At 63.2% G+C, this 22,365-nt stretch carries 27 protein-coding genes and 1 tRNA gene; 11 read left to right on the top strand and 17 right to left on the bottom strand.

Going from position 1 to position 22,365, the window contains the following annotated elements; all coding sequences use genetic code 11:
• The first annotated feature begins 53 nt into the window (after window positions 1–53).
• From FJ954_RS30665 to FJ954_RS30635, 7 genes are all read left to right on the top strand, one after another.
• Window positions 54–962: an alpha/beta hydrolase gene (locus FJ954_RS30665; RefSeq protein WP_140665781.1), complete on the top strand. Its 909-nt coding sequence runs from the start codon at window positions 54–56 to the stop codon at window positions 960–962.
• Between the two features lie 383 nt (window positions 963–1,345).
• Window positions 1,346–1,642, top strand: coding sequence for a hypothetical protein (locus FJ954_RS30660; protein WP_140618060.1), 297 nt, complete (start codon window positions 1,346–1,348; stop codon window positions 1,640–1,642).
• Window positions 1,643–1,677: 35 nt separating this feature from the next.
• Window positions 1,678–1,751 (top strand) — tRNA-Gln (locus FJ954_RS30655).
• A 203-nt stretch (window positions 1,752–1,954) separates the two neighbouring features.
• A complete protein-coding gene (locus FJ954_RS30650) occupies window positions 1,955–2,200 on the top strand; it encodes a hypothetical protein (RefSeq protein ID WP_140618058.1) in 246 nt (81 codons plus the stop codon).
• 208 nt (window positions 2,201–2,408) lie between these two features.
• On the top strand, window positions 2,409–2,699 hold the full coding sequence (locus tag FJ954_RS30645; protein WP_140665778.1) for a hypothetical protein: 291 nt from the start codon (window positions 2,409–2,411) through the stop codon (window positions 2,697–2,699).
• A 139-nt stretch (window positions 2,700–2,838) separates the two neighbouring features.
• Complete coding sequence (locus FJ954_RS30640) at window positions 2,839–3,045, top strand: hypothetical protein (RefSeq protein WP_140665775.1); 207 nt, start codon at window positions 2,839–2,841, stop codon at window positions 3,043–3,045.
• A 110-nt stretch (window positions 3,046–3,155) separates the two neighbouring features.
• Window positions 3,156–3,422: a DUF982 domain-containing protein gene (locus tag FJ954_RS30635; protein WP_140618055.1), complete on the top strand. Its 267-nt coding sequence runs from the start codon at window positions 3,156–3,158 to the stop codon at window positions 3,420–3,422.
• A 27-nt stretch (window positions 3,423–3,449) separates the two neighbouring features.
• Here FJ954_RS30635 and FJ954_RS30630 read toward each other — a convergent pair whose 3' ends face one another.
• Together FJ954_RS30630 and FJ954_RS30625 are read right to left on the bottom strand one after the other, a co-directional pair.
• Window positions 3,450–4,526 carry a PAS domain S-box protein gene (locus FJ954_RS30630; protein WP_041163410.1) on the bottom strand — a complete coding sequence of 359 codons (1,077 nt, stop codon included), beginning with the start codon at window positions 4,524–4,526 and terminating at the stop codon, window positions 3,450–3,452.
• Between the two features lie 93 nt (window positions 4,527–4,619).
• Window positions 4,620–4,862: a hypothetical protein gene (locus tag FJ954_RS30625; RefSeq protein ID WP_015317026.1), complete on the bottom strand. Its 243-nt coding sequence runs from the start codon at window positions 4,860–4,862 to the stop codon at window positions 4,620–4,622.
• Window positions 4,863–5,127: 265 nt separating this feature from the next.
• Between FJ954_RS30625 and FJ954_RS30620 the strand changes: the two genes are divergently transcribed.
• The gene (locus FJ954_RS30620) at window positions 5,128–5,436 is read left to right on the top strand and encodes a hypothetical protein (RefSeq protein WP_140665772.1); all 309 of its coding nucleotides are present in this window, start codon (window positions 5,128–5,130) and stop codon (window positions 5,434–5,436) included.
• A 320-nt stretch (window positions 5,437–5,756) separates the two neighbouring features.
• On the opposite strand, the gene FJ954_RS30610 is transcribed toward FJ954_RS30620, so the two are convergent.
• From FJ954_RS30610 to FJ954_RS30565, 10 genes are all read right to left on the bottom strand, one after another.
• A complete protein-coding gene (locus tag FJ954_RS30610; RefSeq protein WP_140665769.1) occupies window positions 5,757–7,739 on the bottom strand; it encodes an AI-2E family transporter in 1,983 nt (660 codons plus the stop codon).
• Window positions 7,740–7,861: 122 nt separating this feature from the next.
• The gene (locus FJ954_RS30605; RefSeq protein ID WP_140665766.1) at window positions 7,862–8,941 is read right to left on the bottom strand and encodes a D-alanine--D-alanine ligase family protein; all 1,080 of its coding nucleotides are present in this window, start codon (window positions 8,939–8,941) and stop codon (window positions 7,862–7,864) included.
• A gap of 22 nt (window positions 8,942–8,963) precedes the next feature.
• Window positions 8,964–9,581, bottom strand: coding sequence for a C39 family peptidase (locus tag FJ954_RS30600; RefSeq protein ID WP_140665763.1), 618 nt, complete (start codon window positions 9,579–9,581; stop codon window positions 8,964–8,966).
• Window positions 9,582–9,663: 82 nt separating this feature from the next.
• Complete coding sequence (locus FJ954_RS30595) at window positions 9,664–10,122, bottom strand: hypothetical protein (RefSeq protein WP_224642243.1); 459 nt, start codon at window positions 10,120–10,122, stop codon at window positions 9,664–9,666.
• A 509-nt stretch (window positions 10,123–10,631) separates the two neighbouring features.
• Window positions 10,632–11,456, bottom strand: a complete 825-nt coding sequence (locus FJ954_RS30585) for a hypothetical protein (RefSeq protein ID WP_140665760.1) — start codon at window positions 11,454–11,456, stop codon at window positions 10,632–10,634.
• A gap of 47 nt (window positions 11,457–11,503) precedes the next feature.
• Window positions 11,504–12,220 carry an outer membrane protein gene (locus FJ954_RS30580; protein WP_140618048.1) on the bottom strand — a complete coding sequence of 239 codons (717 nt, stop codon included), beginning with the start codon at window positions 12,218–12,220 and terminating at the stop codon, window positions 11,504–11,506.
• Window positions 12,221–12,448: 228 nt separating this feature from the next.
• Window positions 12,449–13,096 carry an outer membrane protein gene (locus tag FJ954_RS30575; RefSeq protein WP_224583711.1) on the bottom strand — a complete coding sequence of 216 codons (648 nt, stop codon included), beginning with the start codon at window positions 13,094–13,096 and terminating at the stop codon, window positions 12,449–12,451.
• Window positions 13,097–13,315: 219 nt separating this feature from the next.
• On the bottom strand, window positions 13,316–13,651 hold the full coding sequence (locus tag FJ954_RS32195; RefSeq protein WP_246681175.1) for a helix-turn-helix domain-containing protein: 336 nt from the start codon (window positions 13,649–13,651) through the stop codon (window positions 13,316–13,318).
• Window positions 13,566–14,405, bottom strand: coding sequence for an AraC family transcriptional regulator (locus tag FJ954_RS30570; RefSeq protein ID WP_246681174.1), 840 nt, complete (start codon window positions 14,403–14,405; stop codon window positions 13,566–13,568). Before FJ954_RS30570 ends, FJ954_RS32195 begins: the two co-directional genes overlap by 86 nt.
• A 226-nt stretch (window positions 14,406–14,631) precedes the next feature.
• On the bottom strand, window positions 14,632–15,060 hold the full coding sequence (locus FJ954_RS30565) for a VOC family protein (protein WP_015317017.1): 429 nt from the start codon (window positions 15,058–15,060) through the stop codon (window positions 14,632–14,634).
• 155 nt (window positions 15,061–15,215) lie between these two features.
• Between FJ954_RS30565 and FJ954_RS30560 the strand changes: the two genes are divergently transcribed.
• On the top strand, window positions 15,216–15,470 hold the full coding sequence (locus tag FJ954_RS30560; protein WP_224683893.1) for a hypothetical protein: 255 nt from the start codon (window positions 15,216–15,218) through the stop codon (window positions 15,468–15,470).
• Between the two features lie 92 nt (window positions 15,471–15,562).
• Here FJ954_RS30560 and FJ954_RS30555 read toward each other — a convergent pair whose 3' ends face one another.
• The 3 genes from FJ954_RS30555 to FJ954_RS30545 form a co-directional block, all read right to left on the bottom strand.
• Window positions 15,563–16,732: a PLP-dependent aminotransferase family protein gene (locus tag FJ954_RS30555; RefSeq protein ID WP_181171350.1), complete on the bottom strand. Its 1,170-nt coding sequence runs from the start codon at window positions 16,730–16,732 to the stop codon at window positions 15,563–15,565.
• Window positions 16,733–16,908: 176 nt separating this feature from the next.
• A complete protein-coding gene (locus FJ954_RS30550) occupies window positions 16,909–17,367 on the bottom strand; it encodes a GNAT family N-acetyltransferase (protein WP_140618044.1) in 459 nt (152 codons plus the stop codon).
• A 97-nt stretch (window positions 17,368–17,464) separates the two neighbouring features.
• Window positions 17,465–17,959, bottom strand: a complete 495-nt coding sequence (locus FJ954_RS30545; protein WP_246681173.1) for a hypothetical protein — start codon at window positions 17,957–17,959, stop codon at window positions 17,465–17,467.
• A 106-nt stretch (window positions 17,960–18,065) separates the two neighbouring features.
• Here FJ954_RS30545 and FJ954_RS30540 point away from each other — a divergent pair, with 106 nt between their 5' ends.
• Window positions 18,066–18,662 carry a DUF922 domain-containing Zn-dependent protease gene (locus FJ954_RS30540; protein ID WP_140665861.1) on the top strand — a complete coding sequence of 199 codons (597 nt, stop codon included), beginning with the start codon at window positions 18,066–18,068 and terminating at the stop codon, window positions 18,660–18,662.
• 52 nt (window positions 18,663–18,714) lie between these two features.
• Here the strand turns inward: FJ954_RS30540 and FJ954_RS30535 are convergent, their stop codons facing one another.
• Window positions 18,715–20,250, bottom strand: a complete 1,536-nt coding sequence (locus FJ954_RS30535; RefSeq protein WP_140665752.1) for an acid phosphatase — start codon at window positions 20,248–20,250, stop codon at window positions 18,715–18,717.
• A gap of 195 nt (window positions 20,251–20,445) precedes the next feature.
• On the opposite strand from FJ954_RS30535, the gene FJ954_RS30530 reads away from it, so the two are divergent.
• Window positions 20,446–21,714 (top strand): cytochrome-c peroxidase, encoded by a 1,269-nt coding sequence (locus tag FJ954_RS30530; protein WP_140665749.1) that lies wholly within the window; start codon window positions 20,446–20,448, stop codon window positions 21,712–21,714.
• A gap of 111 nt (window positions 21,715–21,825) precedes the next feature.
• On the opposite strand, the gene FJ954_RS30525 is transcribed toward FJ954_RS30530, so the two are convergent.
• Window positions 21,826–22,365, bottom strand: a 540-nt coding sequence (locus FJ954_RS30525; protein WP_140665747.1) for an integrase core domain-containing protein, incomplete at its 5' end; no start/stop codon positions are given.

Below are 22,365 nucleotides of genomic sequence, written 5' to 3'. Positions count from 1 at the left end.
AGGCGCCGCAACCAATCCCGTTCTCCAGCCGTTGCCTGTGCCGGAGGCCAGCCATGTTCGAGCATTTCCAGCCTATCGACGTCGACATCGAGGACGCCGGCATCTTCGTGCGCCGCGCCGGTGCCGGACCGGCGGTGCTTTTGCTGCACGGCTTTCCGCAAACCCATCTGATGTGGCGCGATATTGCGCCGCTGCTTGCCGATCGTTTCACCGTCATCTGCGCCGACCTGCGTGGCTATGGGCGCAGCGCCTGCCCGGCCTCGAGCGCCGATCATGCTCCCTATGCCAAGCGGGCCATGGCATCGGAGATGGTGGCGATGATGGCCAGGCTCGGCTTTACCAGCTTCATGGTCGCCGGCCATGATCGCGGCGGGCGCGTCGCCTACCGCATGGCGCTCGACCATCCCGGCCGTATCGAAAAACTCGCCGTGCTCGACATCGTCCCCACGGCCGACGCCTGGGATCGGGCCGACGCCCGGCTGGCCCTCGGCTTCTGGCCGTGGTCCTTGCTGGCACAGCCCGAACCCTTGCCGGAAAAGATCCTGGCGGGCGCCGCCGACGCCATCGTCGACAATGCGTTGGGTGGCTGGGGGTCGTCGCCCGATGTCTTTCCGGCCGGCATCCGCCAGGCCTATGTCGAAGCCTTGCGCGACCCCGCCCACATCCACGCGATCTGCGAGGAATACCGGGCCGCGGCAACGCTGGACCGCGATCACGACCGGGCGGACAAAGCCGCCGGCCGGCGCATCGCCTGCCCGGTGCTGGCCTTGTGGAGCGGGCAAGGCGCGCTCGCCCAATGGTATGCCGGCGAAGGTGGGCCGTTGGCGCTCTGGCGGAACTGGGCCGACGACGTGCGCGGCCGCGCGATCTCGGGCGGACATTTCTTCCCGGAGGAGGCGCCCGCGCAAACGGCAGGTGCGCTGATCGATTTCTTCGGCGGGCTCAAGTCGGATGCCGGTTAGCCACCCGCCACCGGGCACCTCGGATCAGCCGGCTGGTTCCTCCGCTATATCCTCGCCCTCGGGCTCGCCGGGCCGGAAAGGATCGGGCATTCGCGGACATTCCTCGAACCGATGGTCGCGGCCGCCGCAGAAGGAGCAGCACATCGCCTCGCGGCCCTCGTTTCCGGGCCGCCATTGCGGTGTTTCGTAAGGTTTCCTGCCGTCCATGCCCAGCAATGCGCGACGCCTGATTTGGTTGCGCGGCGCGCCAACGCGCGCCCGGCAAGGCCCGTCGCGGAACCAACGGACACGATAGGGGGTTATGTGCGACAATGCATGCGGCCATTCCCCGGCGAATCCGGGCCAGCCGCGTTCGCAATTCCGTCAAACCGAAGAGAACCATCATGTCCGCTCGCGTTCCGACCCTGTTGATGGCCATGGCCGTCGTGCTCGCGGCGACCGGTCTGGCCGATGCCCGGCCCGACAGCCGCTCCATGGGCTGCGCTCAGATCCGGGCCATGATCCAGAACCACCGCGCCGTGGTGCTGACCACTGGCCCCAACACCTACGATCGCTATGTCAGGCAGTTCGGCAACGAGTGCGACTGGCCTGAAGTGCCGATGTCGGCCTATGTCCCGTCCCGCGACGGGGACTGCCCGGTCTATCGTTGCGAAGAGCCGGTCAACAATTTCCCGAATTGACCGCAAGCTGCCTGGGCGCCATAACGTGCCGGCTTTCCCGCTTCGTCTAATGGTAGGACAGCGCCCTTTGAAGGCGTGAATCGTGGTTCGAGCCCATGAGCGGGAACCAGGCAGCTGCAAGCCAACGAGTAGCCGGAACCAGGTCGGGTAGCTCCCGATCCTCTCCGATCAATGATGCCGTGATCCGGGACAGGAACCGGCCGGTATCCGGGCAGGAGGAAGGTGGCTTCCTCCCTGGACCTCCGTCGCGATTGACGGCCAGGTAACGTTACGTTAACTTTAATTTAGCTTAAGCTAAACTAGGGGGATCTAATGAAGATGGTTTTCATTTGCCTGGCGATTGTCCTCGCCGGCTCAAATGTCGCTGCGGCACACGAAAAGAAGGCGACCGTCACCGCCTCGAAGGCATGCGCTGGTCTGTCGATCAAGGCGGCGGTGGCAGCAAAATTGGACTGCACAGCAACCGGAACAGCAACGTCGACCCCGACCGACGCAGCGAATGCCAAGCCGCGCCTTGGGTACCAAAACCCTTGGACCATGTCCTCGTTTGGCCTTTGATGTTCCCGGAATTCTGGCTGCCCAGAGGCGCGGAGACCGAAGCCGCCGGGCTTTTGATAAGGCGTGAGTGCGCCGTCAGATCTCGGTCCTGGCCTGTTCCCGCCTGAGCTTCTCGACAATCAGACCATCTGATTGGGGTCACTTCCTCCCGTCAGCATGAAACCTTGCGGCCTGTTGGACGTTCATCGTCGGCCAACAGGAGAGTTTCATGGATCCGGCAACCGCGGCGGTGATGATCATGCTGTCGTGCAACGCATCGCTCTGTCGGCCCATGGAGTCGCGCCCGGTCGTCTATTCATCGATGGCGGAGTGCCAAGCGGCGCTTGAAATCAGATTGGCACCGTGGCCGAGCGGCGAAATGGTCGGCCGGTGCAAGCAGGTCGACCGGATGGCGACCGGCTCGATTGCCCCGGAAGGCTATGCCTCGGTTCAAGTCACGCGTGGAATCGGCGGCGATGCGGTCACCACCAGCTATTTCGTTCCGAGAGCCGACGACTGAATCAGAGGCCGGACGCCGGGGCTACCGGGCAGTTGGTGATTTCGCCCGCGGTCGGCAGGTGTTTGAAGCGAACCTCCTGAAACCATTTCATGGACCCCGCGTTGACGACCGGGGCATCGCCAGACACCGGAGAGAGTCCATGACCGTCAATTGCCGCATATCCATCGACAACAGGCCCGACGCCACCAATGTTACTTTCCAGGCGGTGCCGCGCATTGGCGAGAGCGTGTCCCTGTCGGTCGACGGAAACCCACAGGATCTGCGGGTCTCGCGCGTCGTGCACGTTCCCAACGGTGGACGGGAAGGCGCCGCGATCATTGTCGAAGTGACGACCAGCATCCTCTAGGGATTGGTTCGCGTGGAGATGCCCGGAAAGCCTCACGCTACAGTGATCGGCGGCGATGAAACCTCATGCCGCCCAACGCGTTCCACGGGCTAAACATGGTCTAGGTTCCAATGCAAACTGCATGGTTCTCCAAGCCCGTCGTCGTTTCGGTAGGCGTTGCCGGAGCCATCCGCAACCTGTCCAACACACAACAGGCGATCGAACTCCTGACGACACATTGGCGCGATGCCGGCAGCCTGAAACATCAGTCCGCGCTGCGCGCCTGCCGCAGGGCAATGAGCGGCGACTTGCCCCCCGAAATCGCCAGGGAGGCCTTTGTCGAGGCCGCGCGCGAGGCGCATATCCTGGTCGAGCAGGTGCAGCCCGACAGGGAATAGGGGCGGTGTCCAGACCGGCGGATCGCCCTAGATGCCGAAACCCGGCGAAACACCATCGGCCTCGCTGCCGGCCTGCGCCACGATGATGGAGGCCAGCGGCGCGCTCAGCTGCCATTTGAGATGGCCGGGCGACCGCTCCAGAATGGCGGAGCCACCCAGCGACTGCGGCGCCACACGCTGCAGCACGACAGTGCCGAACCCCTTGCGCGTGGTCTGATCGCGCCGGTCGCCGGGATGCGGTTCGCAGTTTTCCTCCCAGGTCAGCTGGAATTCCCGTTCGCCCGCGGAGCCCGGAGCATGCGCTCCGGAGCCGATGGTCCAGGTAATCTCGACCCGGCCGCCTTCGCTGCCCAGCGCGCCATACTTTGATGAGTTGGTGCCCAGTTCGTGAAAGGCCATGCCGAGGTTCTGCACCGCGTTCGACTGCAGCGTCAGGACCGGGCCGGAGAGCAGGATCTGCTCCTCGAGGCCGAAGGGCTTGAGATGTTCCTGGATAAGATCGAACAGGCTCGCCCCCGCCCACTCCGAGGTGACGAGCAGATCGTGCGACCGCGACAGTGCCATGATGCGGGCGCGGATCAATTCCTCGAACTCGCCTGGACCATTCGAACGCTTGCTGGTCTCCCTGACCATCGACAGGATGACCGCGAACTGGTTCTTGACCCGATGGTTGACCTCCCGCATCAGCAGCCTGATCCGGCGCTCGCTCTCCTTGGCGGCGGAAATATCGCGGGCGATTTTCGAGGCGCCGATGATTTCGCCATCGCCGTTCTTGATCGGCGAAATCGTCAGTGAGACCGAAATCAGCGCTCCGTCCTTGCGCTTGCGCGTCGTCTCATAGCTCGCCACGCGGTCGCCGCTGCGAATCTTGCTGATGATCTCGGTCTCCTCGCTCTTGAGGTGATCGGGAATGAGCATGAGGACGGATTGGCCGATCGCCTCCTCGGCGGTGTAGCCGAACATGCGCTCCGCCGCCTGGTTCCAGCTTTGGATGACGCTGTTCAGGTCCTTGCTGATGATGGCATCGAAGGAGGAATCGACAATTGCCGCGAGCCGGGCGTCGGCAGTCGCCCCCTGTCTGTCGCTGCCATCGATGTCGTTCATCGCCACCCGCAATTGCATCTTTCCCGATCAGATAAGGCGCAAACGGATCAAGGCAATCGCCGGCGCGAGAATGGAAGGCTTACCGCGAAAATTTTACTCCGCCTGTTCCGGCGGGGCCTTGCCGTCGCCATTGGGCAGGAGCACGCCGAATTCCTGCGACTTGGCGCCCACTTCGGCCGTCAGGAAGCCATCGGAGGCAAGGCCACGGCGCAGCAATTCGCGTACCGCCGCCGAGCGGCTGGGCATGCGTTTGTCGAAACGCCAGTTTTCCAGTGCGGCCAGTTCATCCTGGGTCAACATGATCTGCAGTCGTTCCGGGCGTTCCAGGTCAGCCATGTGCGCCTCCAAGCGCAAAGATCAGGCGAGTTAGTAACCGTCTCATTCTACTTACAGTTAGGAATTTCGGCATCCTGCGTCAAGCGCGGTCAGTGGGTGAATGCAGCGTCGTACCAAAGATGATCATCCAACGCAGGTTGCCCATTCGTGTAACTATGCTAACTACCTGATTTTGTTCACACTTTTTTCACTTTTAACTTGCCATGCGCCGCCATGGGGCGCATCCTGCCAGCTTGAGGAAACCAACTCGCTTTGGGAGGTTTCAATGCGATACGATTATTCCACGCGACTGCGTGAAGACGTCTATGCGAGCGTCCGCGCAGCGTTCAAGACCGCGGGCATCATCAACGTGTCGGTGGTGGCGGAAAGGATCAGGATCAGGAACCTGGCCGAGAACGTCGCCCTCGAGGACATTGAACATCTGGTCCTGCAGGCGGCCCAACTGGTTGGCGCTGCGATCGAATTCGACGCTTTGGGCAACGGATTGGCCCCGCCTGGAACCGGACTCGTCGAGAACCGTGATGAGAGCTCGATGATCCCTCTCGGTCTGCATCGATCAGGCTCGATGCAATAGCCAAAAGCGCCAAGGTGCGCCGGCTCCATGCGCCATGGAACCAGCCCGGCCTTCGGAGATTACCGCATCGTCCAGCAGAGGAGGATGTCGTGAAGGCCCTGCGCAGTCTGCTTGCCGAACTGTCGTCGAACTGGCTCCAGCGCCGCAAGGTGCAGAAATCACTCGCTGGAAATTCAGTCAAACCCGTTTCCCGCGTCCCCCGCCAGGCCGCGAGGATCCGGCCGGCGCACAAGTCAAGGTCGCCCTCCTCCCGCGATGTCGCTTCCAATATGTGAACGACCGAGATCGACCCAGTCTCGGAGATCAACCGGCACCCACGGCTAGGTCGAGGCCGCCGAGGCCTTTCGGGAGGTGGCGCGCTGTCGCCGCATCCGGCGTTTGGCGACGAGCTTGAGGGCAATTGGCGGCTCGTTCGACAGCGCGCCGACCACTGCGTCCACCATGCCATGCGCCACGAAATCCGCGTTGATGTCACGGGCGAGCTTTTCGGCCGCTTCCTTGTCCTCGTTGGCGGCTTGCGACCAGAATACGATTCCCACCCTCAACGCCGCTTTTGCCCGCTTCAGCCGGCGAACCAGAAACCGGGCGTGCTTGATGGAATCCCGGTTCAGGAAGCCGACCACCACGGTATCGATGGTTTCGAGCTCGAGACGGCGGATGTTGGCGGGTTCCATATCGGCAAAGCCGGCCTTCGACACCGTCGTCCCCTGGACTTCCAGCACCTGTGCCAGCATCGCGGCGGCGGCATCGTCCAGTTCACCGCGGCCGCCTGTGCAAAGCACCGACAGATCCGTGCCGTCGGGCAGTTCGGTCTCGTCTTCGCCGGAAGGATCCTTGTCATCCGGCTCCTCTTCGGCCGCCGGCGGGGCATCCTCTTCCTCTGCTTCCTCATGCGCGCTGTCGTCGAGGTTTGCCACCATCACCAGGGCGCTCTCGGCCACCTGACGCCTTTGCTGGTCGCCCATGACACCGCGCGCACGGTCCTGCTCGCCCAGCAGCAGGGCGGGAATGGCCACCTTGTCGTAGAACTCGACCAGATATTTCTCTTCCAGCATCTCCTCGGCGTGATCCGTGGCTTCGTCAGGGTCACCGGCCAGCAGACGCTGGTAGAGGCGTGCGTGGGGTTCGAGCACGGGCTCGTTGCCAAACAGGACATCGAGGAACTCAAACTGCGGCACGTGCCTGCCCAGCACCACCAGGCACACGGTGAGCGGTGTTGACAAAACCAGCCCGAGCGGGCCCCAGAGCCACGTCCAGAAGATAGCCGCAACGATGATGGCCAGCGATGACAGCCCGGTTCGCGAGCCATAAAGCCAAGGTTCCACGACATTGCCGGTGATCAGTTCCATCACCACGAACAGGGCGGCTGTCCACAGCACGAGCGACCAGCCTGGCGCCACGGCCAGCGCCAGGAACAGCGGCAGCAGCATGCCGATGGCCGGGCCGATATAGGGAACGAAACGCAGGCCAAGTGCCAGCAACCCCCACAGCAAGGCATTCGGAATGCCCAGGACCCACAGGCCGGCCGCGATTGGTACGGCATACACGATGTTGACGACCAATTGCATCAGCAGGTACCGGCCAACACGCTTGCCGGCATCCTGAAGCGCCTCGGTGGTACGGTGAAGGTCGCCATACCCGACAAGGCGAATGAAGCGGTCGCGCAAATCCTCCCGCTCCAGCAGCATGAAGATGACGACGACGATGATCAGCCCGGCCGATCCGAGCGGGCTGATCAGCGGCCCGACTATGTTCTGCAGAACCTCCAGGGGTCTTTCGCGCGAGACGATCTCGACCGGCACCGGTTCACGCGGCTTTTCCGGGGTGGCGGCCGGCGGCGGCGTCTCCTGCCTGTCGATCTCCTGGCCGACACGTTCGACCACCTTGCTCAACCTGGCAATGATCCCTCCCCCAACGCCAGTCTCCTTGAGCGAGCGGACCTTGGTCAGGATGTTGGCCTGGTAGACCGGGATGTTTTGCGCCAGTTCGCTGACCTGCGTGGCGACGATGAAGCTGAACAGGGCAAGTGCGGCGAAAGCCCCCAATACGCTGACGATGACGGCGGCAATCCGGGGAATACCGGCCCGTTTGAGCGCGGACACAAGGGGGGCGAGCGCGAAAGTCAGCAACAGCGCGATCGCTATCGGCAGGAAAACCTCACGCCCGAAATACAACGCTGCCACCGTGGTGACGATGGTGGCTACATTGGGCAACGACGTTCGGGGGTGCGGGGCGGCGGGCGAAAGAATATCCTCCAAGCCATGCGCGGGCGACGCCATCCCGTTTCGACGATTGGCCGCCATTCCATGCCTCCCCTGCCAGTCCCATGATCGGGCATATAGAGCCGGCCAGCAACATTAGCCAGAGGTGGAAAGACACGCCGTCCAAAGGGCGGTTTATCCGATACGGCGGCCGCTGACTCGGATCAGCGCGCGCCGTGCCGCGCCAGCGCATGCTCGATCAAGATATCGATGACCTCGCTGTAGCCGATGCCGATCGCGGCCAGCGCCTTGGCGTACATCGATATGTCGGTGAAACCGGGCAGCGTGTTGACCTCGTTGACCAGCAGGGAGCCGTCGGCGCGCAGGAAGAAGTCGACGCGCGCCATCGCCTCGCAGCCGAGTGCCTTGAAGGCTTGCCCAGCCATTTCCCTCGCCCGGTCGATCACCGCTGCCGGCACATCGGCGGGCACTTTGACCACCGCGCCGTCGGCGTCGAGATATTTGGCCTCATAGGTGTAGAAGCCGTGCTTGCCGGCCGGGATGATCTCGCCGGGCAGCGACACCGTGAGCGAGCCGTCGGCCCGTTGCAGCACCGAGCACTCGATCTCGCGGCCTTCGACGAATTCCTCGATCAACGCCTTGCCGTCATAGCGGAAAGCCGTTTCGACGGCCTGATCGAAACCATCCCTGTCGTTCACCTTGCTCACTCCGAACGACGAGCCCTGGCGCGCCGGCTTGGCGAAGAATGGCAGCCCCAGCGCCCCGGCGATCTCCTGGAAGGAACCGACGTCGTTACGATGGACGGTGACCGAGCGGGCGACGGCAAGCCCGGCTCCGTGCATGAGCCGCTTGGCGACATCCTTGTCCATGGCGGCGGCCGAGGCCAGGATGCCGCAGCCGACATAGGCGACGTCGGCAACCTCCGCATAGCCCTGCACCGAGCCGTCCTCCCCGAAAGGACCGTGCAGCACGGGGAAGACGACATCGACCGGCGCCAGGTCAGCCCGCGTTCCCATAGGCGACGCTGAGATCAGCCGGCCCTTGCCGCCGGGCAGCAGGGCTATCTCCATGCCATCCTGCGACACTGGAGCTCCCGCCCCTTCGCCGATGGCCTCGGACGCCGGCTGCAGCAGCCATCTGCCCTCCCTGGAAATGGCGATCGGCACCACCTCGTAGCGCGTCCGGTCGATCGCCTTCAGCACATTGGCGGCCGAAAGCCGCGACACGTCATGCTCGGCCGAGCGCCCGCCATAGAGGATCGCAACCCTGATCTTTCCGGTCATCGAAATCCCTCAACTGTCAAAATCAAATGGCGACGGCAATGCCGCGATTGGCAAAGAAGCGATCGAAAGCGGCTGGCGCCAACACTGCGTTGGCCTGTGTGGCACTGGTATGGCCGGATGGGTTGTGAAAGCGGAACCCTTCATCCGAGGCGGCGGTGACCAGAACCAAATGTCCGCCCTTCGACGGCGGCTCGCGCTCGGGCCAGCGGATCGAACTGCTGACCGAAGCGATGAAGAACCGCGACCGGCCGAGGATCGACGGAATGTCAGCCGTCGCGACATCGGTCATCACCTCGGCATCGAGGCCGAATTCCGCCTTCACGAAGGTGACGAAGGGCGCATAGATCAGCCCCTTGATCGAGCCTTCATTGACGACATAGCCGCCATATGGAGTGCATCGCCTGGCCAGTTCGATCGTCGGCACGATCTCGCCGCGCGTCGCCAGGATCATCTTGAGACACGCCATGCCGCAGACATTGGCGGCCCAGGCCGTGTATTCATCGAGCGTGGCAGCGCCTGATCCCTGCCATAGCGGATCCCGCCGCAACGCGGCTTCGGCGCCGTCGGCGAGCACTGCCAGCGTCATGTCAGGCGTCTCCCACTGACTGAAAAACGGCACGGTTTCAGGCAATGGACTCATGCGAACTCCCCGGGTCTTCAACTCGTATACGAGCATACAAGATTGGAGAAAAGCCGCTCGGACCTGTCGAGGCGCGCGGCGTCTACTCGACCTTCGTCCAGCCAAAAACCAGCCAGGCGTATTTCGATTTTTCGTCGGGTTCGGCGGTATAGGTCATCTGGATGTCGCCGCCCTTGGCGTAGATATCAAGCCGGGGTGCCGTGTCCAGCTCCAGCCATAGCGAACTCTTGTTGAAGAACCAGGTTCCGCACCAGATGCAGGAACCTGATGCCGGGTCACCGGGCTGATGGAAATTGTAGCGGCCGTCCGCCGTGATCTCCAGATAATCGAACGCGCCGTAAAACGCGGTCACCGTCTGCTGGAACTCATTGGCGGCCGCTTCCTGTTCCGGCGTTGCCGCATCCTTCATGTCGCGCGGCGGCCGGATGGTCGCGCCGCTGAGTTGCCATTTGCCGACAAAGTCCTTCTGGGTCGGAAGATATTCCTCCTGAGCCTGCGCCGAAGATATATGAGAAATTGTTAATATGAATGGTGTGGCCATGCCCAAAATCGTAAGCAACGGCGCGGCGACACGGATCGCCCTGGCTGATTTTTGCATAAAAATTGTTTCTCCACGGTGGGCAAGAGATGGTCTGTTCGGGATGTTATTGGGAAAGACCTCGCGCATTGCTTTGAGGTCGATTCCCGTCAGCCATTTCCCGGTTAGCACCGCGGCCACCAATCTGGCAACGCAAGGCACGGCTCAACAAGGCTGATCGGCGCCAGTCTCCACTGTCTCGTGCCGCTTGCGAAGGTGCCGGCGCGAGAAAGCCCGCTTGCGGCTGGCAGCCCTGTCATTGACCGGATGTGCCGGTTGTTTCCCGCCTTCTTTCGAGAGCGAAGAGGTCGGTCGGCGCACCGTGCGGCGTCACCTCGCCTTCGAAGCGAAAAACGTGTTTTTCCAGGACGCGCCGCGAAGGCGGCATCGGCCGTGCGACCAGTCCGATAACCCGCTCGGCATGCAGGTCGAAGGCAAAAGCCAGGCCGCGCCTTTCCAGTCGTGCCGCCGGCTCACTTCGTGTTGATCACCGAAGCGGCCCGATAGGTGTCCATGGTCGCGCCGTTGCGGTCCTCGTCGAACAGCGTATCGCTGCCGAAGCTGGCGCGCAGGCCGATGACGACCTTGTTGGCCCTGGTGTCCTGCGTAGACGTTTCGAACTTCCTCCGCTCGAATTCATAGCGTCCGAACACCGCCCATGGCGTTTCGTCGAACCGGTACATGGCCTGCACGGCGGCACCGACCACGTCTTCGTTGGTGCCGTTATAGTCGGTTCGGTTGAAGTCGAGCTCCGCATCGAGGCGAAGGTTCTTCCGGACGAAGTAGCGCGCCACCGCGCGTACGCCCCATTGGTCGCCATGAAAGTCGCTGATGGTGAGCTGGCCGAAACTGGCTTGGCCATAGAGGGTCAGATTGCCGAAATAGAGTTGTGCTTCCGGGCCGACCGCATAGTTGTTTACGGTCACGCCGCTTTCGCCGACAGATGTGTAGGCGGCGAAAATGCCGGCGGCGAAACGGTCGGAATCGCGGTAGAAGCCATGGACCGCACCGCGCGTGTCATCCAGGGGATCGTAATGGCCCCAGATGCGGTCGTAGGTCAGGTCGCCCTGCAAATTCCAGCGCTCGGCAAACGGAATGTTGACGCGCACGGCGCCGCCGCCGGCCCGGGTCGTGTAGTCGTCGCCGACGAAGCGAAGCCCGCCGAGATAGAGTTCGCCGTAGCCCGAAACATGCGGCGTCACCACCGTCTCCGCTGCCAGCGGCTGCTGCGTATCGGCGGCGTAAGCGGAGGTCGCGGCGACCAGCGACGACGCGGCGAAGATTGAAAAGCGATGCATTAGAGCCCTCGAATGCGAATTTCCGGACCAGCGTCCGGCCGTGGAGATCAGAATTTGTAGGCCACGCCGATCCGCAGATCCTGTGTCGTCAGTTCGATGGCATCCCGATTGAGGGGAGCGCCATTGGAGAAGGCGTGGCGCACGGAGGTGTGGCGGCCGAAATCGGCGAACCTGTATTCGCCCCGAACCACCCAATTGTCGGTGACGGCGTATTCGCCGCCCGCACCCAGCGTATAACCCGCGACGGTATCTCGGACGTCGGCATAGGGACCGCCCGGAATGTTGGTGGTCGTGTGTTTGTAGCTTGCCACCGCCAGGCCGCCGGTGACGAAAGGAAGCCAGCGATCGATCGCATAACCGGCTCTGAGGCGCACGGTGCCTACCGCCTCAAGCTCGAGCTCGCCACCAAAGGCGGGGTCGTCGACGCCGAGCGCCCGGTAGAGCGTCGTGTCGTTCACGCTTGCAAAGCTGTAGTCTCCCTCGACGCCAACAACCAATCCGCTGTCGAACTGCTTGTTGTAGCCGGCAAACACACCGCCGAAACCGCCGGACGGGCTGTAACCCCAGCCGTAATTGTCGAAGCTGCCCGGCGCGAAAGTCTGTCCGACCCTGGCGTCGCTCCGGGCATATCCGGCCTGTGCTCCGAAATAGCCGCCGGACCAGTTGTAGCTGGCCGCGACCGGCAAGGTCTCGGTGGGGTCGGCGGCCAACGCCATGCCGGCGGGAACGAAAAGAAAGGCAGTGGCGAGAAGAATCGTTTTCATTGCTTGTCTGCTGTCCCCGGGATGCTGCACCACGACCGACATGGTCAGTGGCGGTCAGTCGAAGCTACGGTGTTGCATTGATCGCCGGCGGCGTCTTGGGCTGGACAGCATCGGAATTGTCTTGGAGCGCGCCGCCGCACCCCGCCCGGCCGGTGTGGCCGTTCAGCATCAGCCGCGGCGCAGGCAAAACCCCGGCGCGGACGCCAGGGTTTTGTTCGAACCGGCGTGTCAGAACTTATAGCTGAGGCCGACGCGTAAATCGTGCGTCTTGAGATCGATGTTCGAAACCGTGCCAAGACCAAAAATCGGCACCGAGAGATCCTCTTTGCCAAAGTCGGAATAGCGATATTCGACGCGGGCGATCCATTTGTCGGTGAAAGCGTGCTCGACGCCGGCCCCAACCGTCCAGCCAAGATGGGTTTCGTCGTGGATTGTTACTGTACCGAGGGGACCACTGCTGACCACACTCATTTCATACTTGGCCGCTGCCACGCCGGCACTGATATAAGGCAACGTCCGATCGAACGCATAGCCGGCCCGCAGCCGGGCCGAACCCGACCACTTGAGTTCGCTCGACAACAACGCGCCGGCACCGGCGAAGGTCCCCACCGCATCGACATTGCTGTAGGCAAGGTCAGCTTCGGCGCCGAGCACGAAACGGTTCGCCAATTCCTGATTGACGCCGATATGGATGCCACCAATAAAACCGTCCGGATCGAAGGCAGCATTGACGTCGGTGCCCCCAATGCCGGCGCCGCCGATGAAGAGATTGGATTTCCCGGCTACGTAACCGAAGTGAACGCCGGCATAGAGGCCGGACCAGTCATAGCCGGCAGCAACCGGCAAGGTTTCGTTGACGTCCGCCGCGGACGCCATGCCGGCTGGCGCAAGCACGAGGATGGTGGCGAGAAGAATCGTTTTCACTGTTTGCTACCCCAATGATGTTGCTTTCCCCGGCCGTGGAAAATACTCCGCGGCGACCCGGGTATCGTCGAGGTTTTGCATTGTTCGCGGGCGGCGTCTTGGGCTGAGCCGCATTGGAATTGTCGTGGAGAGCGCTGCGGCACTCGGGCCGATCAGTGTGGCCGTTCGGCATCAGTCGATCGGTTCGAAGACAACTGATCCGACTCGCTTCGAGTCCTTGTCTTTGGTGCCGCGCTTCCGCCCGGAATTGCGAAAACAAGGAGTTAGAGCGGCCATCGATTCTGTGAGACGATGATTCGCTCTAACGGGCGGCGTTCGGCGTCGAGCCGAAGCGGCGGCGGAACAGCGATTGAAGTAGGAGACGTCGGAAAAGCCGCTCAACAGCGCGATCTCGCTGACCCGCATGCGGTCGTTGCGCCGGTCACGCAGCATGCGGTGGGCCCTCTGCAGGCGCAGTTCGAGAATATGCTCGGCGAAACTCGAGCCCGTTTTCCTGCAGGAGATCATGGACGTAGCGCGCGGAAAGCCGCAAACGCTGGGCGATGTGCTGGGCCGAGATGCCGGGATCGGCGAAATTGTCCCGCATCGTCTGCAGGATGGCTTGCAGCCTTGCCGCGCGCAGGCCTCGCACGCCCGCCAGCTCGGCGATCTCGCCCTTGGCGCCCGTCGCCAATCCGATCAGGTCGACGATCGTTTCGGTGGCATGGGCGACAAGATCGGGCAAGAGCAATGCCGGCCCCGCTTCCAGGAAGCCGCAATAGCGCTTGAGCATGTCGAGCGCTTCATTGTCGACGCCGATGGTCAGCGCCAGGCGGTCCTCGACATGGGCGAAGGCATTTTCCATGATTTCGCGGGGCACCACGACATTGGTCCAGACATTGCGGTCGCCGCCGGTCATTTCCAGCGCTTCCGAAGCCGAGACCAGCGCGCCTTCGCCCCTGCCGATGCTGTAGTCGCGGCCGGTCTGCACACCGCTCAGCCTGGTGTCGCCATCGTTGACCAGCAGCAGATAGCCGTCGCGGCCGTCGTCGGCGATGTTGCGCGTCTTGCGGCTCGCATGCTTGATCGTCCCGGCCATCCGCCCGAGCACCAGCGGCCCGATGGCGGTGGCTTCGATATCCGCCTGGAACGGCACATTGCCGGAGATGGCATATTCGACCGACCAGATCTCGGCGACATGAATGTCCTGCCAGAGCGCGAAGCGCGCGCGGTCGTCGAGATGCGACGGCAGATCGAGCGAAGAGAAGACGTTCTTTTTCAACGAGCAACCGGCCTTTCCCGCGCACGCGTCTTCCCTGAAACCGCACCGTATGGGACCGATTTGCCTCTTGTCCAGAGACGGCGCCATCCATGCTCCGCAGGACAATTTCAGTGCCGCCCAGGTCAAGAATCCGATCGGATTGGCCGGTGTGGCGTCCGAGTCTCCGAAATACCCCGGAAATGCGGCATCGGAATCACCTCGCCTCGACGCGGTCGATCGATTGCTCCTAGAACGTGATCTTCACCGACGCGGCGCTGCGGTTGGCCGGGCCGTGGTGGACGGCCTCGATGTTGTTGCCGTCCGGGTCGAGCAGGAAGGCGGCATAATAGCCGGGATGATAGGACCGCTCGCCAGGCGCGCCATTGTCCGTGCCGCCGGCTTCGAGCCCGGCCTTGTAGAAGGCATCGACCATGGCGTGATCCCTGGCCTGGAAGGCCAGATGATGACGTCCGGTCAGCTTTCCCAGCGCGGCCCGGCTGTCGGCGCTGGAAATGAACAATTCGTCGGCCCAGAAATAATCCTCGCCGGTGCCGCCGATCGGGACACCAAGGACTTGGAAAACCGCCTCGTAGAAACGCCGGCTGGCGGGGAGATCCCGGACCACGAGCTGGAGGTGGTCGATGAGCCGGCCGCGATGCAATTCCTGGGTTTCCATGAAAGCGCCTCCTCGCAAGGCCTCGAATTTAGGCGCGGTTGGCAGGGCGTCAACGCGGGGCGCGAGCCTCTGCTGACAGCCAGCGACAATTTTTCGAGCCCGATGGAACTTTTGCACCGATGGCAAGTTTGGAGGCGCGGCGGGAGAATTTTCGGTTGGATTGTTTTCAGAAGCTTGAAGCGCTGGTCGACGGCGCCAATGCCGATGCCATCGAGGAAGCGAACGCATTGCTGCGCCGGTTCAAGGACAGGTCCGAACAGACGACGCGGGCCATCGACGAGTTCATGCTGGACTTCAAGACATTGGTCTTCGTCGTCGAAGCCGGCGAAGAGGGTTTCGAAAAGCCGATCCGCAAGCTCGCCCGCGCCAGGCTTGCAAAGCTCAAGCAGCTGGTGAACGTGCCGGCTTAGGCGCATGCCGCTCTTTGCTATTACGCAATTCCTAGGGAAAGCGCTGGGCGCTTTCCCGGGAAAACCGTTTCACACTTTTCCTGGAATTTGCTCTACCCCTTGAGCAGCGCCGCCAGCCGGGGAATGCCTTCGCTCACCGCGCTGCGGGTGGCCAGCGTGAACGACAGCCGCAGCGTGTTGCGCCCGGTGCCGTCGGCGTAAAAGGCGTTGCCCGGCACGAAGGCGACCCGCGCCTCCTTCACCGACCGTGCCAGGAGATCCGTGGCGTCGGTGCCCTCCGGCAGCGTCACCCAGACGAACATGCCGCCTTCCGGACGGCTCCAGGTCACCCCCTCCGGCATGTTGGCTTCAAGCGCGCCGAGCAGGCCGTCGCGGCGCTCGCGGTAGGCGCCGATGAGTTTTTCCACCTGGCCGTCGAACACGGCTTCGGCGACGCGGTGCATCACCATCTGGTTGACGGACGGGCTGTGCAGGTCCGAAGCCTGCTTCATCAGCACCAGTTTTTCCACCACGTGGCGCGGCGCGCAAACCCAGCCGACACGCATGCCCGGCGACAGAATTTTCGAGAACGAGCCGCAATAGAGCGTGCGCGCCTTGTCGATGCCGCCGGACCTGATGCAGTCGAGCGCCAGGATCGGCGGCACACCCTCGCCGTCATAGCGCAGCGCCCGGTAGGCGGCATCCTCGATGACGGCGATGTCGAGCTCGCCGGCAAGGTCGAGCACCGCCTCGCGCTGCTTTCGGTCCAGCGTGTTGCCGGTCGGGTTTGCGAAATCGGGCACCAGATAGGCGAATTTCACCTTGCCGCCATGAGCGGCGGCAGCAGTGTGGTAGGCATCGGGCGTCATGTTGCCGCCCTCGGGCCGCAGCCGGTCATAGCGCGGCTCGTAGGCGTTGAAGGCCTGCAGCGCGCCGAGATATGTCGGCCATGTCACCAGCGCGGTATCGCCTGGCGACAGGAACAGCTTGCCGAGATAATCCAGCGCCTGCTGCGAGCCGGAAGTGATGAAGATGTTGGCTTCGTCGCAGGCCACGCCGAGCTTGCCCATTTGCCCGGCGAGCCAGCGCCGCAGCGGCAGATAGCCTTCCGAAACCTGGTATTGCAGTGCTGCCCCCGCTTCCGGGCCGCCGAGCACGTCGGCATAGGCATCGCGGATGGCGTCCGCCGGAAACAGCGACGGATCGGGAATGCCGCCGGCGAAGGAGATGATGTCGGGCTGGTCGAGCAGCTTCAACAGCTCGCGGATTTCGGAGGCCTTCATGCGCGATGAGCGCGAGGCCAGAAGCTTCAAAAGGGTCACGACACGCCTCCCCGGACGTTTTTACAATAGGTCAACCTGACTGACCTATATCCGCTTTGCCAGGCGATTTGAATAGTGCCTGAAGGGCTTCCGCTATACGCCAGTCACCGCCAGGCCCGAACCGGCACGGGTTTCCGCTAAAGGCTCTTCTTGTAACCAATATGGCTGGCACTGAAGCCGAGCCCTTCATAGAAGCGGTGCGCATCCGCTCGCCCCTTGTCGGTGGTGAGCTGCACAAGGCCGCAGCCCCGCGCCCGGCACTCGTCGATCGCCCATTCGAACATCTTCTTGCCGACGCCGTCGGAGCGCCTGCCGCTGACAACGCGAACCGCCTCGATCTGCCCGCGCCAGCCGCCCTTGCGCGAAATACCGGCAAGGAAGCTGATCTGCAAGGTGCCGATTACCTCCGCGCCATCCACGGCCACGGCAAGCAGCTGATTGGGATCGGCATCGATGGCGTCGAAGGCATCGATATAACCCCGCGCCAACGGCAACGAGGCGTCTTCGCGGGCGGCACCCAGCGGATCGTCGGCGAGCATGGCGACGATGGCTGCCAAGTCGGAGGCTTGCGCCTTGCGGAATTGGATGTCGGTCATGGACGTGAGATACGGCCGCCCGGCGCTGGCGGCAAGCCGCTGATGGAATGGATCAATGGGCGGCAGGACAATGAGGGGCGGCGCAACCTCTCGAGGTTCAATCCCCGTCGCCCGCGGGCTTCGCCTTGCCGCACTGCGCCAGCACCTTGCCGATTGCGCCACTGGAACCCTTCAGCGCAAAACTGATCGAACCATATTTGGCAGTGCTGACCGACACGTCTCCCTTGGACCGCAACAGGTCGAGCAGCGGGTCCCCCTTCTCCAGATCGACCACGAAATAATTGTACATCGCCTCCAGCTGCAGGGTCTTCGTCACCGTCTTGCCGTCGACCTTGAAGTCGAAAGCGCCGCTGATGCCCGGCTCCAGTTGTTGGCCCATGGCGCCCAAATCGTAGCTCAGCACCGGTTTGTCGTAGCAATTGAGCATCAGATAGGCGTCGCCCTTCGGCCCGCCGCAGACCGAAGCGGTCAGCACGCTGCCGCCCTCGTCTTCCTCCATCTTGGCGCTCCAGCCGCCGCAGGATGCCGCGAAGGCCGATTGCGCGCCAAGCACCGCCGCCAGGGCAGCGGCGGCAACGAGATTTCTTCTCATGACTTCCCCCTCCGGGCCATTTGCAGCGCCCGCCGGCAGCATATAGGAAAAGCCGTTGAATAGCGTTGCCTGAACGGCAGGGCCGCGCGCCTCGGAGAGAGCAGTGTTGAGAGCCTGTGTTCGCCTGTATCTTCCGACCGCCGCCCTGGTGGCCTTCCCGCTTGCGGCGCATGCCGAGTGGAAGCCTGTCGAGAAGGTCGAGACCTACGCCATTTCAGGCCAGTCCGGGCTCGAGCTCTACCGGTCGATCGGCGAGAACGGGCCGAATGTCGGCATTACCCGCGCCATCGCCCACACCAATTTCAAGCTGACCTGGACCAGGGATTATCAGCCGCGTGCCGGAGCCTGCGTGCTGGTCTCGGCCAAGCCAAAGCTCATCATCACCTACACCTTGCCAAGCCCCTCCTCGCCGCTGCCGTCCGCCATCCAGAAGAACTGGGAGGTTTTCCTCGCAGGCGTCAGCGCCCACGAAAAAGTGCATGGCGCGACCATTGTCGACATGGCGCGCAAGATCGAGGCGGCGACGGTCGGCCTCACCGTTCCCAACGATCCCAAATGCAGCAAGATCCGGGTCGAGATGACCAAACGCCTGTCCGCCCTTTCGCAGGCGCAGCGGCAGGCAAGCCGCGATTTCGACCGCATCGAACTCGGCCAGGGCGGCAATCTGCAAAAGCTCATTCTGGCGCTTGTGAATGGCGGCTGAGAAGGCCACCGCGCGCTGCGGCGCGGCGGCGTATCGGCGTTTCGCCCGCTCCCTATCGGCTCAGATCCAGCGCGGCTGACAAATCCCCCATCGGCGGCTCGCCATTGGCGGCCAGCGCCTTGTCGCGGGCGACGATGCCCGTCAGCACCGGCAGATCGTAGCGCGCGGTGATGAAGCGCAGGATCGACGTCGTATCGTATTGCGTGTGGTCGACCGTGCCCATCCTGGCATAGGGCGAGACGATGAAGGCCGGGATGCGGTTGCCCGGGCCCCAGCGGTCGGCCTTGGGCGGCGCGACGTGATCCCAGAAGCCGCCATTCTCGTCATAGGTGACGACGACCAGCATGTGACTCCATTGCGGGCTCTTCTCCAGATGCGCGACGAGGTCGGCCAGATGCCGATCGCCCGATGTCACGTCGGCATAGCCTGAGTGCTCGTTGAGATTGCCCTGCGGCTTGTAGAAGGCGACCTGCGGCAGCTTGCCGTCGTCGATCGCCTTGATGAACGCGGCGCCATCCAGGCCGCCATCCCTGAGATGCTCGGTGCGCGCTGCCGTGCCGGGCGCGTAGGCGGCGAAATAGTTGAACGGCTGGTGGTGGAACTGGAAGTTCGGCACCGGCGTGGCGTTCTTGCCGTCGAGCGCCGTCTGCCAGGCGCCGGCGTACCAGGCCCAGTCGACCCCCTTCAGCGACAGGAGATCGCCGATGGTGATGTCGTGCTGCGGCGGCAGCGTGGTGGGCGCGGCCGGATCGGCCAGCGCCTTGTCGCCGCCCTCGGCAGGCTTGTTGGCGCTCGGCTGATAGGGCGGCTGCATGGTGTTGACGGCGTAAAAATCGGGCGTGATGGCGCCGTCATTGACGAATTTCGGCACGCCGCCCAGCGCCGACGGCGGCGAATTGTCGGCCACCTTCAAGGTCGTTCCGTCGGCCTCGACCACGGCGATCTGGCCCTTGATCGGACCGGTATCGGCATGCGGATAGACCGGCGTACAGGCGCAGGCGAGTTGGAAATGGTTGAGGAAGGAACCGCCAAAGGCGCCCTGGAAGAAATTGTCCGCCAGCACGTATTTCTTGGCTATCTGCCACATCGGCAGGATCGAGCCGTCATAATGGCCCATGACCAGCCCGCCGGAATCCGCCCAGGCGACGAATTTATCGTTCTTGCCGCCGTCGATCTGCATCTGCTCCTGGTAGAAACGGTGCCACAAATCGTGGGTGATGACATTGGTGCCTTCGTTGAAGCCCTTGGGATCGTCGATGGCGAAGGCCGCGTTGGCGAGATGCGCGGTCTGCGCCTCCGTCACCACGGGCGTGACGCCCTTTCCGGTCAGCCCGCCCCAGGCCGGCGGCAGTTCGGTCAGCGGCTTGCCGTCGCGGTCGAGCTGGCGCGCCTGGTCGGCCGAGACATTGGCCAGCCCATTGGCGCCGGGGAAGCCACCATAAAGATTATCGAAGCTGCGGTTCTCTGCATAGATGACGACGACGGTGTCGATCTTGTCGAAGCCGGGAGGGGCGGCATTGGCGGCCGCAAGGGGAAACAAGGCCGAACCGGCCAGACAGAAGGAAGTGAGGAACTTGGGCCTCGTCATGGAAAGACCTCGTGGCTTGACTGTGGCTATGGGGCTTATGCGGCTATGGCGCGGGAACCATGGGCAGCTAACGTGGATGCCTTGTCACCTTTGTGACATCCGCCGCCGCGGCGAACACGGTTTCGTGAGCACTGGGACCGGTCATCAATCCGTTGCACTGCGTTCTTATTTCCGGGCCAAAGCGGACCGTGCCCCATGATGACGAGACGATGGAAAAGCCTGGTGATCGCGAGTGCCGCGATCTCGGCATTTGGCTTTGCCGCGCCCGCGAATACGGCGGGGCCGGACGGCGTCCATCCCGGTCCGCTGTCGCGTGCGCAAGCCTTCGCACGCGCCGAGGCGCTGACTGCCTTGGGGCGAAAGATGTTCTTCGACCCGGCGCTCTCGGCTTCGGGAAAACAGGCCTGTTCCTCCTGCCACGATCCGCGCCATGCCTTCGGTCCGGCCTCGGCATCTCCGGTCGAGATGGGTGGCCCGAACCTCGACCTGCCTGGCGTGCGCGCGGTTCCGTCGCTGCGCTACCTCGAGGCGGCACCCGCCTTCACCGAGCATTTCCACGATTCCGAGGACGAGGGCGACGAGAGCGTCGACAATGGCCCGACCGGCGGTCTGACCTGGGACGGCCGCGCCGATCACGGTGTGGACCAGGCGAAAATCCCCCTGCTCTCGCCCTTCGAGATGGCAAACAAGGATGCCGTGGCGGTCTCCGCCGCCTTGCGCAAGTCAGCCTATGCCGATGACTTCAAGGCAACCTTCGGCAACGATGTCTTCGACCGCCCGGACGATGCCTTCGACGCCGCCGCCGAGGCGCTTGGCACGTTCGAGCAGAGCGCGGTCGACTTCTACCCCTATTCCAGCCGCTACGACGCCTTCCTCGCCGGCAAGGCGACGCTATCGGCGCGGGAACTGCATGGCCGCGCCCTGTTCGAGGACGAGGCGAAAGGCAATTGCGCCTCCTGCCACCTCAGCGAACCGGCCAATGACGGTGAGCCGCCGCAATTCACCGATTTCGGCCTGATCGCCATCGCCGTGCCGCGCAATCCGTCCATTCCGGCCAACGCCGACCCGGCCTATGTCGATCTCGGCCTGTGCGGTCCCCTGCGCACCGATTTCCGTGGCCGCACCGACTATTGCGGCCTGTTCAAGACACCGACCCTGCGCAACGTCGCGCTGCGCAAGAGCTTCTTCCACAACGGATATTTCCACACGCTGCGCGAAGCGGTGGCCTTCTACGCCAGCCGCGAGACCGACCCCGGCCGCTGGTACCCGAAAAACGCTTACGGTACGGTCGATAAATATGACGATTTGCCAAAGGCTTACTGGCCGAACTTGAATCAAGACCCGCCCTTCGACGGCAAGAAACCCGGCGACAAGCCGGCGCTCAACGATGCCGAGATCGACGATATCGTGGCGTTTCTGCAGACGCTGACGGATGCGGATCAGGCGGCGAAGCGGTCGCAGTGAACTGGGAAGCCACGTCGTAAGGGTCGCTAGTTGACGTGGGGATTAGCCGAAGCCCTCCCTCGCTTCGTCATCCTAGGGCGGAGCAAGGAGCGAAGCGACGCGGCGCAGACCCTAGGTGTTCAGTCCCGAGGTCAAGTGGACCGGATCGAGCCGGAACCGCTCTGGCTGTTTGACCCATGCCATACAGATAGCTTCGTAGGGTGTGAGGCCGTGAAGGGTCTTGAGCCGCCTGGCGAAGTTGTATCCGTCGAGGAAGGCAGCAAGGTGATTTTCGAGTTGACGATGGGTCTCGTAGTGATACCGCCGGACGGTTGCCTCCTTCAGCGTTCGGTTCATCCGTTCGACCTGACCGTTGGTCCATGGATGGTTGGGTTTGGTGAGGCGGTGCTCGATGCCATGCCCCCAACAGGTTCGGTCGAAGGGATGGCCGCGCCAGCGCGCGGTAGGGCCATCCCGGTTCTTGGGTAGGTCTGCGAACTGGATACCGTTGTCGGTGAGTACGGTGTGGATTTTGTAGGGGACGGCTTCGACCAATTCGTCGAGGAAAGCTCTGGCGGTGACGGTGGTCGCCTTCTGCATCAACCGGGCGAAAGCGAACTTCGAGGTCCGGTCCACTGCTACGAATAGGTAGAGCTTACCCTCTTCGGTTCG

Source organism: Mesorhizobium sp. B2-3-15, from assembly GCF_006442875.1.
Classification (GTDB): Bacteria; Pseudomonadota; Alphaproteobacteria; order Rhizobiales; family Rhizobiaceae; genus Mesorhizobium; species Mesorhizobium australicum.
The sequence above is the reverse complement of the archived record's forward strand: the minus strand, read 5'-3'. Positions and strand labels throughout refer to the sequence as shown.

Excerpts from the sequence above, each read along its gene's own strand:
- FJ954_RS30535 (WP_140665752.1), bottom strand. The coding sequence starts at position 20,250 with ATGACGAGGCCCAAGTTCCTCACTTCCTTCTGTCTGGCCGGTTCGGCC.
- FJ954_RS30605 (WP_140665766.1), bottom strand. The coding sequence starts at position 8,941 with ATGACCGGAAAGATCAGGGTTGCGATCCTCTATGGCGGGCGCTCGGCC.
- FJ954_RS30665 (WP_140665781.1), top strand. The coding sequence starts at position 54 with ATGTTCGAGCATTTCCAGCCTATCGACGTCGACATCGAGGACGCCGGC.
- FJ954_RS32195 (WP_246681175.1), bottom strand. The coding sequence starts at position 13,651 with ATGATCTCCTGCAGGAAAACGGGCTCGAGTTTCGCCGAGCATATTCTC.
- FJ954_RS30640 (WP_140665775.1), top strand. The coding sequence starts at position 2,839 with ATGACCGTCAATTGCCGCATATCCATCGACAACAGGCCCGACGCCACC.
- FJ954_RS30545 (WP_246681173.1), bottom strand. The coding sequence starts at position 17,959 with ATGAGAAGAAATCTCGTTGCCGCCGCTGCCCTGGCGGCGGTGCTTGGC.
- FJ954_RS30625 (WP_015317026.1), bottom strand. The coding sequence starts at position 4,862 with ATGGCTGACCTGGAACGCCCGGAACGACTGCAGATCATGTTGACCCAG.
- FJ954_RS30600 (WP_140665763.1), bottom strand. The coding sequence starts at position 9,581 with ATGAGTCCATTGCCTGAAACCGTGCCGTTTTTCAGTCAGTGGGAGACG.
- FJ954_RS30555 (WP_181171350.1), bottom strand. The coding sequence starts at position 16,732 with ATGAAGGCCTCCGAAATCCGCGAGCTGTTGAAGCTGCTCGACCAGCCC.
- FJ954_RS30595 (WP_224642243.1), bottom strand. The coding sequence starts at position 10,122 with ATGGCCACACCATTCATATTAACAATTTCTCATATATCTTCGGCGCAG.
- FJ954_RS30585 (WP_140665760.1), bottom strand. The coding sequence starts at position 11,456 with ATGCATCGCTTTTCAATCTTCGCCGCGTCGTCGCTGGTCGCCGCGACC.
- FJ954_RS30650 (WP_140618058.1), top strand. The coding sequence starts at position 1,955 with ATGAAGATGGTTTTCATTTGCCTGGCGATTGTCCTCGCCGGCTCAAAT.
- FJ954_RS30565 (WP_015317017.1), bottom strand. The coding sequence starts at position 15,060 with ATGGAAACCCAGGAATTGCATCGCGGCCGGCTCATCGACCACCTCCAG.
- FJ954_RS30550 (WP_140618044.1), bottom strand. The coding sequence starts at position 17,367 with ATGACCGACATCCAATTCCGCAAGGCGCAAGCCTCCGACTTGGCAGCC.
- FJ954_RS30610 (WP_140665769.1), bottom strand. The coding sequence starts at position 7,739 with ATGGCGGCCAATCGTCGAAACGGGATGGCGTCGCCCGCGCATGGCTTG.
- FJ954_RS30620 (WP_140665772.1), top strand. The coding sequence starts at position 5,128 with ATGCGATACGATTATTCCACGCGACTGCGTGAAGACGTCTATGCGAGC.
- FJ954_RS30635 (WP_140618055.1), top strand. The coding sequence starts at position 3,156 with ATGCAAACTGCATGGTTCTCCAAGCCCGTCGTCGTTTCGGTAGGCGTT.
- FJ954_RS30575 (WP_224583711.1), bottom strand. The coding sequence starts at position 13,096 with ATGGCGTCCGCGGCGGACGTCAACGAAACCTTGCCGGTTGCTGCCGGC.
- FJ954_RS30580 (WP_140618048.1), bottom strand. The coding sequence starts at position 12,220 with ATGAAAACGATTCTTCTCGCCACTGCCTTTCTTTTCGTTCCCGCCGGC.
- FJ954_RS30645 (WP_140665778.1), top strand. The coding sequence starts at position 2,409 with ATGGATCCGGCAACCGCGGCGGTGATGATCATGCTGTCGTGCAACGCA.
- FJ954_RS30660 (WP_140618060.1), top strand. The coding sequence starts at position 1,346 with ATGTCCGCTCGCGTTCCGACCCTGTTGATGGCCATGGCCGTCGTGCTC.
- FJ954_RS30630 (WP_041163410.1), bottom strand. The coding sequence starts at position 4,526 with ATGAACGACATCGATGGCAGCGACAGACAGGGGGCGACTGCCGACGCC.
- FJ954_RS30530 (WP_140665749.1), top strand. The coding sequence starts at position 20,446 with ATGATGACGAGACGATGGAAAAGCCTGGTGATCGCGAGTGCCGCGATC.